The following is a 19,105-nucleotide window of genomic DNA, read 5'->3' on the forward strand; positions in this document are numbered from 1 at the left end:
CGGTACCGCCGTGCGGCGAAGTCAACGGCCATTCCCTTCATATCGCCCGGATGTCTTGACTCCGCGCACGTTTCAGTGGCCCGCGGTCGGTCCCGGGTAGGGCAGCAGCGCCATTTCGCGCGCGTTCTTGATCGCGGTGGCGACCTGACGTTGTTGTTGGACGGTCAGCCCGGTGACGCGCCGGGAGCGGATCTTGCCGCGCTCCGAAATGAACACGCGAAGCGAGGCGGTGTCCTTATAGTCGACCGCGCTGAGCCCCATGCTGAGGAGGAGATTCTTCTTGGGCTTCACGAGGAGTTCCGCGGCCCGCCGACCGCGCTGAGGTTTCTTGGCCTTCACCAGCTAGCCTTCCGCACGCCGGGCAACTGCCCGTTGTGGGCCAATTGACGGACCCGCACCCGCGACAGCCCGAACTTGCGCAGGTGCCCGCGCGGGCGCCCGTCGACGGAGTCGCGGTTGCGCAGCCGCACGGGGCTGGCGTCGCGCGGCTGGCGCGCCAGCTCGCGCTGCGCGGCCTCTCGTTGCTCAGCCGTGCTCGACGGTGAGCGAATGACCTCTTTGAGTTCGGCCCGGCGTTGGGCGTAGCGCGCCACGATGGCGCGCCGCTGGTCGTTCTTGACGACCTTGGATTTCTTGGCCATGCTCAGCGCTCCTCGCGGAAGTCAACGTGGCGGCGGATCACGGGGTCGTATTTGCGCAGTACCAGCCGGTCGGGGTCGTTGCGCCGGTTCTTACGGGTCATGTAGGTGTACCCGGTGCCCGCGGTGGAGCGCAGCTTGACGATCGGGCGTAACTCGTTGCGCGCCATCAGATTCGCTGCCCCTGCCGACGCAGCCTGGCCACGACGGCCTCGATGCCGTCACGGTCGATGACCTTGATCCCCTTGGCGCTGACCCGCAGCCGGATCCGGCGACCCTCCGACGGCAGGTAGTACGTCTTGAGTTGGATGTTGGGTGACCAGCGCCGGCGAGTGCGGCGATGCGAATGCGAGACCGCGTTGCCGAAACCCGGCGCGCGTCCGGTCACTTGGCAATGAGCAGACACACTTCCCTTTCCGGGCCCGCTGTTATTGAAAATCATTTTCGACAAGCCCCGACGGACACGGTACCGTACCGGTAGCACTAATGAAAATGATTTTCAAAAGGGGGAGCGATGCGGACGCCCGTCATCCTCGTCGCCGGCCAGGCCGGCACCGATCCGGTCGTGGGGGCGCTGCTACGCACCCCCGGGACGCTGGTGGTGGAGCATCGTTTCGACGGGCATGTGGTGCGCCGGACTACGGCGATGCTGCAGCATCGGGTGTTGACGACGGCCGAGGCTGGGATCGAGCTCGCGCACGGGTGCGTGTCGTGCACCATCCGCAACGACCTGCTGGTGCTGTTGCGTCAGCTGCACCGCCGCGACGACGTGGATCGCATTGTGGTGCACCTGGCGCCGTGGCTGGAGCCCGAACCGATCTGCGTGGCCATCGACCATGTCCGGATCCGTGTCGCGCCCGGTTACGTCGATGGGCCTGCGGCTCTCGACGTGTCGATCGCCGCCGTGGTGACCTGTGTCGATTCTTCGGTCTGGCTGGGCGACGCGCTCGGGGACGCCGAACTCGACGACGGGCGCACCCGGGCCCAGGTGGTGGTCGGTCAGGCCGAATTCGCCGACGTGGTCGTGCTCAACCGACCCGACCCGCACGTGGCCGGCGTGCTGCGTCGTCTATCGCCCCGCGCGCGCATCCAGGTGGGCCCGGACGACATCGAGCACGCTTTGGACAATCTGCCGTCCGACGCACGGCGGGGCCGAAGCGATGATCCGCACGGTCCGCTGCTGGGCGGAGAGCCACCCCTGGATTCCCGTGGCCCGATCACGTTGGTGGAGTTCAATTCCCGACGCCCGTTTCATCCGCAGCGTCTGCACGCCTGCGCGGACCTGCTGCTCGACGGCGTGATCCGAACCCGGGGACGGCTCTGGCTGGCCACCCAACCCGAGCACGCGATGTGGTTGGAATCGGCCGGCGGCGGATTGCGGGTGAGCTCCGCCGGCAAATGGCTCGCCGCCCTGACGGCCGCCGAGCTGGCCGGTATCGACGCCGAGCGACGCGCGTTCGCCGAGCTGAGATGGGACGACAGGCACGGCGATCGACACACGGCGATGACCGTACTGCTCTGCGGCGCCCAGCTTTCCGACATTCTCGACGGCCTGCACGGCGCACTGCTCACCGACGAGGAGTACCGGTCGCCGCAGGACTGGATCCACTACGACGACCCGTTTGGCCACTGGCACGAAGACCCCTGCGCGGCGCTGACGGAAGCCGTTGAGGACGCGCCCGCATGGCACGCCCAGGACGGAGAGAGCTGATGAAGCCCGGCATCCACCCCGACTACCACCCCGTCGTCTTCCAAGACGCCACCACCGGTGCGATGTTCTTGACCCGATCGACCCTCACCAGCTCACGCACCATCGAGTGGCGGACGCCGCACGGGATGGAAACGTACCCGCTTGTCGTCGTGGAAGTGACCTCCGATTCACACCCCTTCTGGACCGGCGGGCGCCGTATCGTTGACACCGCCGGGCAAGTGGAGAAATTCCGGCGCCGCTACGGCGTTCGACGCTCGTCTGAATGAAGCGCGGCGGGATGCGGTCCACCCGCTGAGCGTTCGGATCCCGGGGCGGCACGGCATAGCGGACATATGCCGTAGAGATCGACGTAGTGAGTGACGTCGGTGTAGCGGTGTTGGCGGCTCAGGCGGTGGGTGTGCTCTTCGACCTCGACTGGGGTGAATCCCACGGCCGCACCGCACCGCCTACAGACCAGATAGTGACGATGACCCGTCCCGGTACGCAGGCGGTAGAGGATCTCGCCGTCCTCGGCGCGCTGCGTCTCGGCGATGCGGTCGTCGGCCAGCGTGCGCAGGATGCGGTAGACGCTGGTCAGACCGATCCGCAGCTGTCGCTTCTGGCGAACGTCCAGATAAAGCTGCTGGGCACTGCGGAAGTTCTCCTGCTCCCGCAAGACCTCTAACACGGCCCGTTGCTTGGCCGTGGAGCGTCGCCGCGGGCGTTCAGAAGGCGAAGACACCGGAAACACGACTCCTTTCGGCGCGCGGGATGGCCGTCAAATCCCCGAGGTAGCGGAGCTCGGCCTCGTTGACTCGGTCACGGTGGGTGGGGCGCTGCGCGATTCATCCACTGCTCGGGCGGCACCACGCCGGCGGCGGTCGCTTGCCCAGACGGTTAACCAGACGGCGCAGGCGATGGTGACGATGGGGAAACTCGGCGGCAGGTTGAACATCGCCGACGCGCCGAGTCCGAGCCACACCGCGCTCACGCTGATGGCTGTCGAGGCGCACATGGCCACGACCGGGCGGGGGGTCAGCAGGATTGCGGTAGCAGCGGGAGTGACGACCAACGCGAACAACAGCAGCGTGCCGACCGCCTGCACGGCCATGGTCACGGTGACGCCCAGCAGCACCATGAACACCATCGACAGCGCACGCACGGGCACGCCTTTCGCCTCGGCGACCAGGGCATTGACGGAACTGAACAGCAGCGGTCGGTAGATGACGCCGACGCTGAGGCCCAGCACCACGAGCAGGGCCGCGAAGCTCACCAATTGATCGCGCGAGATGGCCAGCAGGTTGCCGAACAATACGTTGGTGACCGTGCTGGAGCTTTTGGTGGCCAACGAGCTGAAGAACAGGCCTACACCGGTCGCCATGGCCAGCACTGTCCCCGTGACCACTTCGCGGTCGGAGGCACGTTTGCCCAGCACGCCGATGACCAGTGCGCCGCCGATGCAGAACACGGCGAGCCCGACGCCTACGGGCACGCCCAGCAGGACCGCGCCAGTGGCGCCGGGAAATCCGATGTGCGCCAACGCGTGGGCCGCGAAGGCGGTACGTCGCACGACGACAAAGTAGCCGATCAGCCCCGCGGCCAGGGCGACGATGGTGCCGCCGATCAGAGCGTTGCCCATGAACGGCGATGTCAGAATCGGCCACCAATTATGTTGGTAGCCAAGCGCTATGGCGTGTGAGGTCACAGTGTGCTCCTCATGTACCGGTCCCCTTGCAGCGTGTGCGCGACATGGATCGGGATCCCGTATAGCTGGGTGAGCAGCGCATCGTCCACCACATCGTCGATGGGTGCGTAGTGGGGGTGCCCGTCGAGGAGATAGATCGCGCTGTCGAGGATGGGCAGCAGCGGGTTGAGGTCATGAGAAACCACCAGGATCGTCACGCCCAACTCGGCGTGCAGCCGGGCCAGCAGTGCGACGATGTCACGCTGGCTGCGAAGATCCAGTGACGCCAGCGGTTCGTCGAGGATCAGCATTTGGGGGCGCGCCACCAGCGCGGCGGCTATCGCGACGCGCTGGCGCTGCCCCCCGGACAGTGTCGACAGCCGCCGGTCCGCGATCCCGGTGGCTTCGACGGCGGCCAGTGCCCAATCGACCTCGCGGCGTTGGGCTGCGCTGCTGTGCCCGAAAGCCCACCGGCGCCCGGTGAGTCCGAGCAGCACAACATCGGCGGCACGGACGGCCTCACCCGAGCCGTCGGCATAGTGTTGCGGCACGTAGCCGATGCGGTCGTTGGCCTGGCCGGGGCTGCGGCCGAATACCTCGAGGTGACCACTCGCGGGCGAAATCAGCCCGAGGACCATATGCAGCAGGGTGGTTTTGCCGGACCCGTTGGGTCCGATGACGGCGACGAGGCCGCCGGTGGGCACGTCAAAGGTGGCCTGCGACCAGATACGCCGTCCGCCACGTACCGCGCTGACGTCAGTGAATGCGAGCGCGGTGGAGGTCGCGACAGGCTCAGACCGAGACACCGAGTGCCTTTCCCACCGCGACCAGCTGGGTATATTGCCAGCCCTCAAACGACGTTTGCCCGGGCGGCACGGTCTCGGTGACGTTGACGACGGGTACCCCGGCATGTTCGGCAGCCGAACGGATCTGCTGCGGGATCGACCCTTCTGTCTGGGTGTTGTAGATCAGGACGTCGACACGTCGCCCGGCCAGCGCGGTGCGGAATGCATCGATGTCTGCCGGCGACGGATCCGTATCGTTGGCCGACGCGCGTTGGTAACCCTCCGGGGTCTTGTTGACGAGGCCCAGCGCCTGCGCTTGGTAGTCGAAGATGGTCTCGGTGGCCGCGTACGACTTGCCCGCCGCCGCGGTCTTGATCTTGCCGATCAGGCCGGTGTAGGGCGCGATTGCCGCCCCGAATTCCGAGCGGCGCTGGTTGAAGTAGTCACCGGCTTGCGGGTCGATATTGCGCAACTCGGCGCTCACGGCATCGGCGACGGCGGTCACCGCCGAAGGCAGGTACCACAAATGCGGGTTGGCGCCATCCGGGGTCTTCGTGACTTCAGCGGCACTCACCACGTGTGCGCCGGGTGCGGAGCTGGCGGCCAGCCTGGAGGCCCACGAGTCGTAACCGTCGCCGTTGACGACCACAAGTTTGGCGCCCGTGATGGATTCGGCATCCGCCGGCGACGGTTCGTAGTCGTGCGGGTCCACAGATGAGCTGGCCAGCACCGTTTTGACGATCCCGCACGCGCCGGCCAGCTCCGAGACGATATCGCCCCACTGGTCCACGCTGACCACTACAGCGACCGGGGAGGTAGGGCAGGACGTCCCGGCGGCGCCGCGAACGGTTGCGGGCGTGCTCGCGCCGGACGGCGAAGACCGATTGGCTTGGTTCGTCGAACAGCCCGCCACGGCGACTGTCAACGCAGCGGCGGCGGCGACCCATGGGCGGAGGGGTGGGAGCGCGAAGACACTCACAGGCAAACGATAACCGTTTTCATTATGGCTCCGCGAGGGGCTGTGCGGATTTGGTGGCCGCGTAGTGTCGATCGGGTGCGTAGCGAAGGTGATACCTGGGACATCACAACGAGTGTCGGTTCGACCGCGCTTTTCGTGGCGACGGCCCGAGCCCTGGAGGCGCAGAAGCCCGACCCGCTGGCCGTCGACCCGTACGCGGAGCTGTTCTGCCGCGCCGTCGGCGGTCCCGCGGCCGAAGTCCTCGACGGTAACGAACCCGACCACCCGCTGAAGAGCGCCGACTTCGGCGAGCACTTCGTCAACTTCCAGGGCGCCCGCACCCGGTACTTCGACGAATACTTTCGCGGGGCCGCTGACGCGGGCGTGCGGCAGGTGGTCATCCTGGCGGCCGGCCTGGATTCTCGCGCCTACCGGCTGGACTGGCCGGCCGGGACCACGATCTTCGAGCTGGACCGCCGGCAGGTCCTGGACTTCAAGCGCGAGGTGCTCGCCGGCCACGGCGCCCAACCGCGTGCCGAGCGCCGCGAGATCGCCGTCGACCTGCGGGAAGACTGGCCACAAGCCCTGCGCGACAACGGCTTTGATGCGGCCAAGCCGTCCGCGTGGATCGCCGAGGGCCTGCTGATCTATCTGCCAGCGGCCGCCCAGGAGCAGCTGTTCACCGGCATCGACGGCCTCGCCGGGCACGGCAGCCACGTCGCGATCGAAGACGGCGCCCCCCTCGAGCCGGACGAGTTCGAGGCCGCGGTCGAGGAGGAACGCGCTGCCGCCGCCGAGGGCGACCAGCGCCTGTTCTTTCAGTTGGTCTACAACGAGAGGCACGCGCCGGCCACCGAGTGGTTCGGCCAGCGCGGCTGGACCGCCGTGGGCACGCCGCTGGCCGATTACCTCCGGCAGGTCGGCCGGCCGGTGCCCGGCCCCGACACCGAGGCCGGGCCCATGATCGCCCGCAACACCTTGGTCAGCGCTGTCAAGGACTAAGCGACCGATAGCCGGCACGGCCGCGACGCTCGCTCACGCGGGTTCGCATTGCCGCGGAACTATGAAGCGGTTCTGCGCGACCAACATGCGAATTCGATGGAAGGAAACGCGTCGGTGACGTTTCAGGTCTGGCCGCCGGAGATCAACTCTGGGCTGATGTATTCGGGTGCGGGGTCGAGTCCGATGCTGGCAGCGGCCGCAGCCTGGGATGGGCTGGCCGCCGAGCTCGGGTCGGCGGCGTCGGCGTTCGGGTCGGTCACGTCGAACCTGGCCGACCAGTTATGGCAGGGTCCGGCGTCGACCGCGATGCTGGCCGCGGCCTCGCCGTACGCCCGGTGGCTGAACTCGGCGGCGGCGCAAGCACGGGAGGCGGCCACCCAGGCCAAGCCGTCGTCGGCGCGTTCGAGGCGGCTAGGGCGGCGACGGTGCATCCCGTGGCGGTGGCGGCCAACCGCAGCGAATTCGTGCAACTGGTGCGGTCGAACTTCCTCGGGATGAACGCATCGTCGATCGCAGCGGCCGAGGCCCAGTATGAGGAGATGTGGGCGGCCGACGTGGCCGCGATGGCGGGTTACCACGGTGGCGCCTCGGCGGCGGCCGCGCAGCTGCCGTCTGTCAATACCGGTCTTGGCAACATCGGCAGCTGGAACTTGGGCGGCGGCAACATCGGCAATACCAACCTGGGCAGCGGCAACGTCGGTCACACCAACCTGGGCAGCGGCAACATCGGCAACATCAACCTGGGCAGCGGCAACGTCGGTGACACCAACCTGGGCAGCGGCAACATCGGCAACACCAACCTCGGCCTGGGCAATGTCGGCAATCTCAACTTGGGCAGCGGAAATCAGGGCAGTACCAACGTCGGCGGCGGCAACATCGGCTCGGGCAACGTCGGCAGCGGCAACACCGGCAACTCGAACCTTGGGTTCGGCAACCGCGGCAACAACAACTTGGGCTTCGGCAACAGTGGCAGCGGCGATATCGGCATCGGACTCACCGGCGACAATCAGGTCGGCGTCAATCTCGCCGGCTTGCTGAACTCGGGTACGGGGAACCTTGGCTTCGGAAACTCCGGCAACAACAACGTCGGCTTTTTCAACTCCGGTGACGGCAACTTCGGTCTTTTCAACTCGGGAAGCGGCAACTTCGGATTCGGGAATGCGGGCAACGCCAACACCGGCTTCTGGAACGGCGGCAACTTCAACTCCGGCTTCGGCAACGCGGCCGACCTCAACTCCGGCTTCGCGAACGCGGGCGCGGGGAACATGGGCTTCGGCAATGCGGGCAGCGGCAATTTCGGTTGGGGCAACGCGGGCCTTTTCAACGACGGCAACTTCAACTCAGGCGGCGGAACCTTCGACTACTCCGGCGGTACCCCAGTCCCGCCGGGTGTCGGCGCCAACACCGGCAGCTTCAATTCGGGGAACGTGAACACGGGCTGGTTCAACTCGGGCGACAGCAACACGGGTCTGCTCAACTCGGGAATCCTGAACACCGGTGTCGGCGGGACGGCCGACCTCACCGGAGTCGTCACCAGCTCGGGCTATGGCAACGCGGGCACCGGTTCCTCGGGGTTCTTCAATTCAGGTGACTTTTCCTCGGGATTTTCCAACAACGGTTCGCAAAGCGCCGGCCTGTTTAACACCGGTGACGTGCAAACGGGTGTGTTCAACACCGGCGGCGCCAACGTCGGCATCTTCAACCGCGGCAACGACAACGTCGGCTTCGCCAACAGCGGCCAGCTGGACAGCGGGTTTTCCAACTCGGGCACGGCCGACAGCGGGTTCGAGAACACGGGAGACTTCGATTCGGGCGCTCTCAACCGTGGCGGTTACCAGGCGGGAATCCTCGGAATCGGAAGCTAGGCAGCGCCGATCGGCCGATGCCCGACGAATTCCGATCCGATCGGACGCACGCGGGAACTTTCCCTCATCGGCGACCGACTACTGACACAGTGCGGGCGCCCGGAAAAGAGTGGCCGTCACTTCAACCCTGCAAGGAGTCCGTGCCATGGCGCTACGGGTCGGCACCCGACGGTTCCTGCCGGCGTCGCACTCGGAGGGGGACGGCTGACGATGACCGGGCCGATTTGGATGGCCTCCCCGCCCGAGGTGCATTCCGCCCTGCTCAGCGCCGGTCCCGGGCCCGGCAGCTTGCTGGCCTCCGCCGGGTCGTGGAGTTCGATGAGCGCGACCTATACGTCGGTCGCAGACGACCTCACCGCCATCTTGGCGGCGGTCCAATCCAGCACGTGGGAAGGTCCAACTGCCGAACAATACGTGGCCGCGCACGTGCCGTTCTTGATGTGGCTGCTGCAGGCGAGCGCCGACAGCGCGGCCACGGCTGCCCAGCAGGAGACGGCGGCCGCCGCCTACGGCGCTGCGCTTGCCACGATGCCGAGCATGGCGGAGTTGGCCGCGAACCATGCCGTCCACGCCGCATTGATTGCGACGAACTTCTTCGGGATCAACACAATCCCGATCGCCCTAAACGAGATCGCGTACGTGGGGATGTGGATCCAAGCCGCCGCGACCATGGCGCAGTATGAGCTGACCTCCTTCTCGGCGGTGGCCTCGGTACCGCAAACCACGCCGCCGCCGCAGATCGTAAAACCCATCCAAAGCGGCGACAGCGGCAACAGCGGCGGAACTCAGGACATCATCGACAGCGATGTGGGGAACCCGTACCAACTGAGTTGGTGGACAAACCGAATCCTCGAAATCACGCAAACCCTGCAGCGCGACATCCTGATGTTTCCGCAAAATCCCTCCGGCGCGCTGTCGCAGCTGCAGTCCGACATTCCGGCACTGATCGCCGACGAGGTGGGCCACGCCGCGGAGGCGTACCAAGCGTTTTACCCCGAGATCAACGCGCTGGCGGTCTTGGCGACGGCCGCCAACCCCGNCGCGCACCGCGACCACGGCGGGCCGGTTGCAGCGCCGGGTGGAGCTGGCGCCCGGGGCCCTGGGCTTCCGCTACGACACCGGCCTGTACCTGCAGTTCCGCGCGGCCACCCCGGATGAGTTCCACCTCGCCTATGCCGCGGCGCTGGCAACCGACGGGCGGTTCGCCGACGCGCACGAGATCGTCGACGGCCTCATCGACCGCCGCCCCGGCTGGCGCGAGGCCCGCTGGGTCGCCGTCGTCATCCACTACCGCGCCGAGCGCTGGTCGGACGTCGTCAAGCTGCTGACCTCGATCGTCAACGACCCCGATCTCGACGACGCTTTCGCGCACGCGGCCAAGATCACCATGGGCATCGCGCTGGCCCGGCTGGGCATGTTTGCCCCGGCGCTGTCGTATCTCGAGGAGCCCGACGGCCCGGTCGAGGTGGCCGCGGTCGACGGCGCGCTGGCCAAGGGCCTGGTGCTGCGGGCGCACGTCGACGAGGAGTCGGCGAGCGAGGTGCTGCAGGACCTGTACGCGGCCCATCCCGAGAACGAGCAGGTCGAACACGCCCTGTCCGACACCAGTTTCGGGTTTGTGACCACCACGGCGGATCGCATTGCGGCACGCACCGACCCGTGGGACCCCAACACCGAGCCGAGTCCCGGTGACTTCGTCGACCCCGGAGCCCAGGAGCGCAAGCACGTGCTGCTCGCGGAGGCCGAACGCGAGCTCGATGAGTTCATCGGCTTGGAGCAGGTCAAAGACCAGGTGGCCCGGCTGAAGAGTGCGGTGGCCATGGAGCTCGTGCGCAAGGCGCGCGGGCTGGAGGTGGCGCAGCGCACCCACCACCTGGTGTTCACCGGACCGCCGGGCACCGGCAAGACCACCATCGCTCGCGTCATCGCCAAAATCTATTGCGGCCTGGGGCTTTTGAAGAAGGAGAACATCCGGGAGGTGCACCGCGCCGACCTGATCGGCCAGCACATCGGCGAGACCGAGGCCAAGACCAACGCGGTCATCGACAGCGCGCTGGACGGGGTGCTGTTCCTCGACGAGGCCTACGCGCTGGTGGCCACCGGCGCCAAGAACGACTTCGGCCTGGTGGCCATCGACACCCTGCTGGCCCGGATGGAGAACGACCGGGATCGGCTGGTGGTGATCATCGCCGGGTACCGGGCCGATCTGGACAAGTTCCTCGACACCAACCAAGGCCTGCGGTCGCGGTTCACCCGCAGCATCGACTTCCCGTCTTACAAGCCGGCCGAGCTCATCGAGATCGCGAACTTCATGGCCCACAAGCGCGACAGCGCTTTCGATCAGGCCGCGCTCGAGCATCTCGAGGCGTTGTTCACGCACCTGGCCGAAACGTCGAAGCCCGACTTCAATGGGGTCGAACGCCGCGGCCTGGATATCGCGGGTAACGGCCGGTTCGTCCGCAACGTGGTCGAAAAGGCCGAAGAGGAACGCGAATTCCGGCTGGATCACTCCGCGCACGCCGAAACCGGCGAGTTCACCGACGAGGAGCTGATCACGATCACCGACCAGGACGTGCAATATTCGGTTGAGCCGCTGCTGCGAGGCCTGGGCCTCGAGGTGCCGGCATGACGACCAATAACCATGAGCCCGAAGCAGACCGGCGCTCGTTCACCTCGCGGACCCCGGTCAACGACAACCCCGACAGAGTCGAATACCGCCGCGGTTTCGTCACCCGCCATCAGGTGAGCGGCTGGCGCTTCGTGATGCGCCGCATCGCCTCGGGCATCGCCCTGCACGACACCCGGATGCTGGTCGACCCGCTGCGCACCCAGTCGCGCGCGGTCCTGATGGGCGCGCTCATCCTGATCACCGGCCTGGCGGGCTGCTTCGTGTTCTCGCTGATTCGGCCCAACGGGACGGCCGGCAACAACCCGGTGCTCGCCGACCGCTCGACCGCCGCGCTGTACGTGCGGGTCGGGGAGGACCTGCACCCGGTGCTCAACCTGACCTCGGCCCGGCTGATCGTCGGCAAGCCGGTCGACCCCACCACGGTGAAAAGCAGTGAGCTGGACCGGTTTCCGCGGGGCAACCTGATCGGCATCCCCGGCGCGCCGGAGCGCATGGTGCAGAATGCCTCGCACGACGCCAACTGGACGGTGTGCGACGCCGTCAGTGGCACTCCCCAGCTTCGCGGGGGCCCGACGCGGGGCGCCCACAGCGCGGGCGTCACGGTGATCGCCGGCCCGCCCGACGGCGAGGGCGCGCGGGCGGGCGCAATTCACGCCAATCAGGGGATCCTGGTGGACAACGGCACCACCTGGCTGCTCTGGGACGGCAAGCGCAGCCAGATCGACCTGTCCAACCACGCCGTCACCAACGCACTCGGCCTCGGCGCCGGAAATTCCGACGTGCCCGCGCCGCGGCCGATCGCGCAGGGGCTGTTCAACGCGATACCGGAGTCCCCGGCGCTGACGGCGCCGTCGATCCCGAATGCCGGTGGGCCCGCGGGCTTTTCGGTGCCGGCGCCGATCGGCGGTGTGGTCGTCTCCTACGGCCTGGAGCAAAACTCGTCCGGCACCCTGCATTACTACGCGGTGTTGCCCGACGGCCTGCAGCCGATTTCGCCGGTGCTCGCCGCGATCCTGCGCAACTCCAATTCCTATGGGCTGGACCAACCGCCGCGGCTGGGCGCCGACGACGTGGCCAGGCTGCCGGTGTCGCGCCTGCTGGACACCGCCCGCTATCCGGACCAGGAGGTCGCCCTGATCGACGCCGCCAAAGACCCCGTCACGTGTGCCTACTGGGGCAAACGCGCCGGGGCGGCCACCAGCTCACTGAGCCTGCTGTCCGGCTCGGTGCTGCCGGTGCCCGAGTCGATCCACACCGTCGACCTGGTCGGCGCCGCCCCGGGGATGGCCACCCGCGTCGCCCTGGCGCCGGGAACCGGCTACTTCACCCAGACCGTGGGCGGCGGGCCGGCGGCGCCGGCGGCCGGGTCTTTGTTCTGGGTGTCTGACACCGGGGTGCGCTACGGCATCGACAACGAGGCCGAGAACGGACCCGGGGCCGTCGGGCATGGGAAAACGGTTGAGGCGCTTGGGCTGAACGCGCCCGCGGTGCCGGTGCCGTGGTCGGTGCTGTCGCTGTTTGCGCCCGGCCCGACGCTGTCGCGCGCGGACGCGCTGCTGGCCCACGACGGCCTGGCGCCCGACGCCAAGCCGGGCCGCCCGGTTGCGGCGCAGGGAGAGGGACGATGAGCCGACTGATCTTCGAGGCCCGCCGCCGGCTCGCGCCGCCGGCGACCCGGAAGGGCACCATTACCATCGAGGCGCCGCCGGAGCTGCCCCGGGTGGTTCCCCCGTCGTTCCTGCGGCGCGCCATGCCATATGTGCTGGTGATCCTGATCGTCGGCATGGTGGTGGCGCTGGTGGCCACCGGCATGCGGGTCATCTCCCCGCAGACGCTGTTCTTCCCGTTCGTGTTGCTGCTCGCGGCGACCGCGCTCTACCGCGGCAACGACAACAAGACCCGCACCGAGGAGGTCGACGCCGAACGCGCCGACTACCTGCGCTACCTGTCGGTGGTGCGGGACAACATCCGCACCCAGGCCGCGCAGCAACGGGCGGCCGCGGAGTGGTCGCACCCGGACCCGACGGCGCTGGCGGCGGTGCCCGGCTCGCGACGCCAGTGGGAGCGCGATCCGCACGACCCCGATTTCCTGGTGCTGCGGGCCGGCCGCCACCAGGCGCCGCTGGCCACCGCGCTGCGGGTCAACGACACCGCCGACGAGATCGACCTGGAACCGGTGTCGCACAGCGCATTACGCAGCCTGCTGGACACCCAGCGCACGGTCCGCGACGTCCCGACCGGAATCGACTTGGCCAAGGTCTCCCGGATCAGTGTGCTCGGCGGCGAAGACGAGGTGCGGGCGGCGCTGCGCGCCTGGATCGCTCAGGCGGTGACGTGGCACGACCCCACGATGCTCGGCGTGGCGCTGGCCTCCCGGGACCTGGAAAGCCCGGACTGGTCCTGGCTGAAGTGGTTGCCGCACGCCGACATTCCGGGCGAGCTCGACGGGGTGGGCCCGGCCCGCTTCTTGTCGACGGACCCCGACGAGCTGATCGCCATGCTGGGGCCGGCGCTCGTCGACCGCCCCGCGTTCACCGGTGCGCCCGCGGATGCGTTGCGGCACTTGCTGATCGTCGTCGACGACCCGGACTATGACCTCAGCGCCTCGGCGCTGACGGTGGGCCGGGCGGGAGTGACCCTCGTGCACCGCTCCGCCACACCCCCGCACCGGGAGCAGTATTCGGATCCGGAAAAGCCGATCTTGCGGATTGCCGGCGGTGCCATCGAACGCTGGCAGACCGGCGGCTGGCAGCCCTATGTCGACAGCGCGGATCGACTCGGCGCGGACGACGCNCCACAGCGCGGGCGTCACGGTGATCGCCGGCCCGCCCGACGGCGAGGGCGCGCGGGCGGGCGCAATTCACGCCAATCAGGGGATCCTGGTGGACAACGGCACCACCTGGCTGCTCTGGGACGGCAAGCGCAGCCAGATCGACCTGTCCAACCACGCCGTCACCAACGCACTCGGCCTCGGCGCCGGAAATTCCGACGTGCCCGCGCCGCGGCCGATCGCGCAGGGGCTGTTCAACGCGATACCGGAGTCCCCGGCGCTGACGGCGCCGTCGATCCCGAATGCCGGTGGGCCCGCGGGCTTTTCGGTGCCGGCGCCGATCGGCGGTGTGGTCGTCTCCTACGGCCTGGAGCAAAACTCGTCCGGCACCCTGCATTACTACGCGGTGTTGCCCGACGGCCTGCAGCCGATTTCGCCGGTGCTCGCCGCGATCCTGCGCAACTCCAATTCCTATGGGCTGGACCAACCGCCGCGGCTGGGCGCCGACGACGTGGCCAGGCTGCCGGTGTCGCGCCTGCTGGACACCGCCCGCTATCCGGACCAGGAGGTCGCCCTGATCGACGCCGCCAAAGACCCCGTCACGTGTGCCTACTGGGGCAAACGCGCCGGGGCGGCCACCAGCTCACTGAGCCTGCTGTCCGGCTCGGTGCTGCCGGTGCCCGAGTCGATCCACACCGTCGACCTGGTCGGCGCCGCCCCGGGGATGGCCACCCGCGTCGCCCTGGCGCCGGGAACCGGCTACTTCACCCAGACCGTGGGCGGCGGGCCGGCGGCGCCGGCGGCCGGGTCTTTGTTCTGGGTGTCTGACACCGGGGTGCGCTACGGCATCGACAACGAGGCCGAGAACGGACCCGGGGCCGTCGGGCATGGGAAAACGGTTGAGGCGCTTGGGCTGAACGCGCCCGCGGTGCCGGTGCCGTGGTCGGTGCTGTCGCTGTTTGCGCCCGGCCCGACGCTGTCGCGCGCGGACGCGCTGCTGGCCCACGACGGCCTGGCGCCCGACGCCAAGCCGGGCCGCCCGGTTGCGGCGCAGGGAGAGGGACGATGAGCCGACTGATCTTCGAGGCCCGCCGCCGGCTCGCGCCGCCGGCGACCCGGAAGGGCACCATTACCATCGAGGCGCCGCCGGAGCTGCCCCGGGTGGTTCCCCCGTCGTTCCTGCGGCGCGCCATGCCATATGTGCTGGTGATCCTGATCGTCGGCATGGTGGTGGCGCTGGTGGCCACCGGCATGCGGGTCATCTCCCCGCAGACGCTGTTCTTCCCGTTCGTGTTGCTGCTCGCGGCGACCGCGCTCTACCGCGGCAACGACAACAAGACCCGCACCGAGGAGGTCGACGCCGAACGCGCCGACTACCTGCGCTACCTGTCGGTGGTGCGGGACAACATCCGCACCCAGGCCGCGCAGCAACGGGCGGCCGCGGAGTGGTCGCACCCGGACCCGACGGCGCTGGCGGCGGTGCCCGGCTCGCGACGCCAGTGGGAGCGCGATCCGCACGACCCCGATTTCCTGGTGCTGCGGGCCGGCCGCCACCAGGCGCCGCTGGCCACCGCGCTGCGGGTCAACGACACCGCCGACGAGATCGACCTGGAACCGGTGTCGCACAGCGCATTACGCAGCCTGCTGGACACCCAGCGCACGGTCCGCGACGTCCCGACCGGAATCGACTTGGCCAAGGTCTCCCGGATCAGTGTGCTCGGCGGCGAAGACGAGGTGCGGGCGGCGCTGCGCGCCTGGATCGCTCAGGCGGTGACGTGGCACGACCCCACGATGCTCGGCGTGGCGCTGGCCTCCCGGGACCTGGAAAGCCCGGACTGGTCCTGGCTGAAGTGGTTGCCGCACGCCGACATTCCGGGCGAGCTCGACGGGGTGGGCCCGGCCCGCTTCTTGTCGACGGACCCCGACGAGCTGATCGCCATGCTGGGGCCGGCGCTCGTCGACCGCCCCGCGTTCACCGGTGCGCCCGCGGATGCGTTGCGGCACTTGCTGATCGTCGTCGACGACCCGGACTATGACCTCAGCGCCTCGGCGCTGACGGTGGGCCGGGCGGGAGTGACCCTCGTGCACCGCTCCGCCACACCCCCGCACCGGGAGCAGTATTCGGATCCGGAAAAGCCGATCTTGCGGATTGCCGGCGGTGCCATCGAACGCTGGCAGACCGGCGGCTGGCAGCCCTATGTCGACAGCGCGGATCGACTCGGCGCGGACGACGCCGCACACCTGGCCCGGCAGCTGTCGCGGTGGGACTCCAACCCCACGCATGCCGGCCTGCGCTCCGCGGCCACCCGCGGCGCGACGTTCACCACGCTGCTGAACATCCCGGACGCGTCGCGGCTGGACGTGCCGACGCTGTGGGCGCCGCGCCGCCGCGACGACGAGTTGCGCGTGCCGATCGGCGTCACCGCGACCGGCGAGCCGCTGATGTTCGACCTGAAGGACGAGGCCGAGGGCGGGATGGGGCCGCACGGCTTGATGATCGGCATGACGGGGTCGGGGAAGTCGCAGACCCTGATGTCGATCCTGTTGTCGCTGTTGACAACCCATTCGGCGGACCGGCTGATCGTGATCTACGCCGACTTCAAGGGGGAGGCCGGCGCCGACAGCTTCCGGAATTTCCCGCAGGTCGTCGCGGTGATCTCGAACATGGCCGAGAAGAAGTCGCTGGCCGACCGCTTCGCCGACACGCTGCGGGGCGAGGTGGCCCGCCGCGAGACGCTGCTGCGGGAGGCAGGCCGCCGGGTGCAGGGCAGCGCGTTCAACTCGGTGACCGAATACGAGAACGCGGTCGCCGCCGGGCACGACCTGCCGCCCATCCCCACCCTGTTCGTGGTCGCCGACGAATTCACCCTGATGCTGGCCGACCATCCGGAATACGCGGAGCTGTTCGACTACGTGGCCCGCAAGGGGCGCTCGTTCCGCATCCATATCCTGTTCGCGTCCCAGACGCTGGACGTGGGCAAGATCAAGGACATCGATAAGAACACCTCGTACCGCATCGGTTTGAAGGTGGCCAGCCCCAGCGTGTCGCGCCAGATCATCGGCGTCGAGGACGCGTACCACATCGAATCCGGCAAGGAGCACAAGGGCGTGGGCTTTTTGGTGCCGGCGCCCGGCGCGACCCCGATCAAATTCCGCAGCACCTACGTCGACGGCATCTATGAGCCACCGCAGGCGGCCAAAGCCCTTGTGGTGCATTCGAACCCGGAGCCCAAGCTGTTCACGGCCGGGATGGTGGAGCCCGACCCCGGTACCGTGATATCCACGGGTGAGGACGAGGACGTCGCCGGACCGCCGCGCAAGCTCATCGCGACCATCGGCGAGCAACTGGCGGGCTACGGGCCGCGGGCGCCGCAGCTGTGGCTGCCGCCGCTGGACGAACCGATCCCGCTGACGGCCGTGCTGGCTCGCGCCGGTGTGGCGCCGGGGCAGCGGCGCTGGCCGCTCGGCGAAATCGACAAGCCCTTCGAGATGCGCCGCGACGCGCTGGTCTTCGACGCCTTGTCGTCCGCGGGAAACATGGTGATCCATGGCGGTCCCAAGTCCGGGAAATCGACTGCGCTGCAGACGTTCATCATGTCGGCGGCCAGTCTGCACTCGCCGCGCGAGGTCACCTTCTACTGCCTGGATTACGGCGGCGGGCAGCTGCGCGGGCTGGAGGAGCTGTCGCACGTCGGCAGCGTCGCCTCGGCGCTGCAACCCGAACGCATCCGCCGCACCTTCGGCGAGCTGGAGCAGCTGCTGCTGTCCCGGCAGCAGCGCGAGGCCTTCCGGGAAAGGCACGGATCCGCCCCGGACGACGGCTACGGCGAGGTGTTCCTGGTCATCGACAACCTGTATGCGTTCGGCCGGGACAACACCGACCAGTTCAACACCCGTAATCCCTTGCTGGCCAAGGTGACCGAGCTGGTCAACATCGGCCTGGCCTATGGCATCCACGTGGTCATCACCACCCCCAGCTGGCTGGAGGTGCCGCTGGCCATGCGCGACGGCCTCGGGCTGCGGCTCGAGCTCAAGTTGCACGACGCGCGGGACAGCAACGTGCGGGTGGTCGGCGCGCTGCGCCGCCCGGCCGACAGCGTTCCACACGACCAGCCGGGACGCGGACTGACCACGGCCGCCGAGCATTTCCTGTTCGCGCTTCCCGAGCTCGGCCAGGTGGACGCGATCAACGCCCGCTACCCCGGGGTCTTCGCACCGCGGGTGCGCTTGCTGCCCACCGATCTCGCGCCCGACGCGCTGGGGCCGCTCTACCGCGGCGCGGAGTCGGTGGTCATCGGCCAGCGCGAAGAGGACCTCGCGCCCGTCGCGGTCAACTTCGCCGAGAACCCGCTGCTGATGGTGTTCGGCGACAGCAGGTCGGGGAAGACCACGCTGCTGCGCCACATCCTCCGCACCATCCGCGAGCACTCCACCGCGGACCAGGTGGCGTTCACCGTGCTGGACCGCCGGCTGCACCTCGTCGACGAGCCGCTGTTCCCCGACAACGAATACACGGCCAACATCGACCGGGTCGCCCCCGCGATGCTGGGGCTGGCCAACCTGATCGAGTCTCGGCGGCCACCGGCGGGCCTGTCGCCGGCGGAGCTGTCCGGCTGGCGCTACCAGGGCCCCACGCACTACCTGATCATCGACGACGTCGACCAGATCCCGGATGCGCCGGCGATGAGCGGTCCGTACGTCGGGCAGCGGCCGTGGACCCCGCTGATCGCGCAGCTGGCGCAGGCCGGCGATTTGGGCCTGCGGGTGATCGTCACGGCGCGCGCCACCGGTTCGGCTCACGCGTTGATGACCAGCCCGTTGCTGCGCCGCTTCAACGACCTGCAGGCGACCACGTTGATGCTGTCGGGCAATCCGCAGGACAGCGGCAAGATCCGCGGCCAGCGGTTTGGCCGGTTGCCCGCCGGCCGGGCGATTCTGCTGGGCGACAGCGACATTCCGACGTACGTGCAGTTGGTCAACCCGCTAGCCGGTGAGACCGTGATGTCCGGTGAGACGCAACAGAAGGGGAGTTAGTCATGACGTTGCGAGTGGTTCCCGAGGGGCTGGCCGCGACCAGCGCGGCC

15 protein-coding genes and 3 pseudogenes are annotated in these 19,105 nt (G+C 68.5%); 10 read left to right on the forward strand and 8 right to left on the reverse strand.

Annotated elements, in window-relative coordinates:
- Positions 1-72 precede the first annotated feature (72 nt).
- The 4 genes from rpsR to rpmB form a co-directional block, all read right to left on the reverse strand.
- Positions 73-261: a 30S ribosomal protein S18 gene (gene rpsR / locus BN4348_RS57180; protein ID WP_211145831.1), complete on the reverse strand. Its 189-nt coding sequence runs from the start codon at positions 259-261 to the stop codon at positions 73-75.
- A gap of 74 nt (positions 262-335) precedes the next feature.
- Positions 336-641: a 30S ribosomal protein S14 gene (gene rpsN, locus BN4348_RS57185; protein ID WP_066917466.1), complete on the reverse strand. Its 306-nt coding sequence runs from the start codon at positions 639-641 to the stop codon at positions 336-338.
- Positions 642-643: 2 nt separating this feature from the next.
- The gene (gene rpmG, locus BN4348_RS57190; protein ID WP_066917467.1) at positions 644-808 is read right to left on the reverse strand and encodes a 50S ribosomal protein L33; all 165 of its coding nucleotides are present in this window, start codon (positions 806-808) and stop codon (positions 644-646) included.
- Complete coding sequence (gene rpmB / locus BN4348_RS57195; RefSeq protein WP_066917486.1) at positions 808-1,044, reverse strand: 50S ribosomal protein L28; 237 nt, start codon at positions 1,042-1,044, stop codon at positions 808-810. The genes rpmG and rpmB overlap by 1 nt, the downstream gene beginning before the upstream one ends.
- Positions 1,045-1,152: 108 nt before the next feature.
- On the opposite strand from rpmB, the gene mrf reads away from it, so the two are divergent.
- Both mrf and BN4348_RS57205 read left to right on the forward strand, forming a co-directional pair.
- Complete coding sequence (gene mrf / locus BN4348_RS57200; protein ID WP_066917468.1) at positions 1,153-2,349, forward strand: ribosome hibernation factor-recruiting GTPase MRF; 1,197 nt, start codon at positions 1,153-1,155, stop codon at positions 2,347-2,349.
- Complete coding sequence (locus BN4348_RS57205) at positions 2,349-2,615, forward strand: type B 50S ribosomal protein L31 (RefSeq protein WP_066917469.1); 267 nt, start codon at positions 2,349-2,351, stop codon at positions 2,613-2,615. Before mrf ends, BN4348_RS57205 begins: the two co-directional genes overlap by 1 nt.
- Here the strand turns inward: BN4348_RS57205 and BN4348_RS57210 are convergent.
- From BN4348_RS57210 to BN4348_RS57225, 4 genes are all read right to left on the reverse strand, one after another.
- Complete coding sequence (locus BN4348_RS57210; protein WP_235852831.1) at positions 2,588-3,016, reverse strand: Fur family transcriptional regulator; 429 nt, start codon at positions 3,014-3,016, stop codon at positions 2,588-2,590. The two genes, BN4348_RS57205 and BN4348_RS57210, sit on opposite strands and share 28 nt — an antisense overlap.
- 90 nt (positions 3,017-3,106) lie before the next feature.
- Entirely contained in the window at positions 3,107-3,967 is an 861-nt protein-coding gene (locus tag BN4348_RS57215) for a metal ABC transporter permease (protein ID WP_211145832.1), read from the reverse strand.
- Positions 3,968-4,029: 62 nt separating this feature from the next.
- The gene (locus BN4348_RS57220) at positions 4,030-4,818 is read right to left on the reverse strand and encodes a metal ABC transporter ATP-binding protein (protein WP_066917471.1); all 789 of its coding nucleotides are present in this window, start codon (positions 4,816-4,818) and stop codon (positions 4,030-4,032) included.
- Positions 4,805-5,596 (reverse strand): metal ABC transporter solute-binding protein, Zn/Mn family, encoded by a 792-nt coding sequence (locus tag BN4348_RS57225; protein WP_084454700.1) that lies wholly within the window; start codon positions 5,594-5,596, stop codon positions 4,805-4,807. Before BN4348_RS57225 ends, BN4348_RS57220 begins: the two co-directional genes overlap by 14 nt.
- Before the next feature lie 255 nt (positions 5,597-5,851).
- On the opposite strand from BN4348_RS57225, the gene BN4348_RS57230 reads away from it, so the two are divergent.
- From BN4348_RS57230 to eccCa, 8 genes and pseudogenes are all read left to right on the forward strand, one after another.
- Positions 5,852-6,757 carry a class I SAM-dependent methyltransferase gene (locus BN4348_RS57230; RefSeq protein WP_066917473.1) on the forward strand — a complete coding sequence of 302 codons (906 nt, stop codon included), beginning with the start codon at positions 5,852-5,854 and terminating at the stop codon, positions 6,755-6,757.
- A 114-nt stretch (positions 6,758-6,871) separates the two neighbouring features.
- Positions 6,872-8,622, forward strand: a pseudogene (locus BN4348_RS57235) (PPE domain-containing protein).
- 210 nt (positions 8,623-8,832) lie between these two features.
- Positions 8,833-9,396, forward strand: a pseudogene (locus tag BN4348_RS62005) (PPE family protein); the annotation flags it as partial.
- 304 nt (positions 9,397-9,700) lie between these two features.
- Entirely contained in the window at positions 9,701-11,251 is a 1,551-nt protein-coding gene (gene eccA, locus BN4348_RS57245; RefSeq protein WP_328589054.1) for a type VII secretion AAA-ATPase EccA, read from the forward strand.
- Complete coding sequence (gene eccB, locus BN4348_RS57250; protein ID WP_066917474.1) at positions 11,248-12,879, forward strand: type VII secretion protein EccB; 1,632 nt, start codon at positions 11,248-11,250, stop codon at positions 12,877-12,879. Before eccA ends, eccB (BN4348_RS57250) begins: the two co-directional genes overlap by 4 nt.
- Positions 12,876-14,072 (forward strand): annotated as a pseudogene (locus tag BN4348_RS60915) (type VII secretion protein EccC); the annotation flags it as partial. The gene eccB (BN4348_RS57250) and the pseudogene BN4348_RS60915, both read left to right, overlap by 4 nt.
- On the forward strand, positions 14,008-15,090 hold the full coding sequence (eccB, locus tag BN4348_RS57260) for a type VII secretion protein EccB (protein ID WP_211145789.1): 1,083 nt from the start codon (positions 14,008-14,010) through the stop codon (positions 15,088-15,090). The pseudogene BN4348_RS60915 and the gene eccB (BN4348_RS57260), both read left to right, overlap by 65 nt.
- Positions 15,087-19,055, forward strand: a complete 3,969-nt coding sequence (gene eccCa / locus BN4348_RS57265) for a type VII secretion protein EccCa (RefSeq protein ID WP_066917476.1) — start codon at positions 15,087-15,089, stop codon at positions 19,053-19,055. Before eccB (BN4348_RS57260) ends, eccCa begins: the two co-directional genes overlap by 4 nt.
- Positions 19,056-19,105: the final 50 nt, after the last annotated feature.

Source organism: Mycobacterium interjectum, assembly GCF_900078675.2.
Lineage (GTDB): Bacteria > Actinomycetota > Actinomycetes > Mycobacteriales > Mycobacteriaceae > Mycobacterium > Mycobacterium interjectum.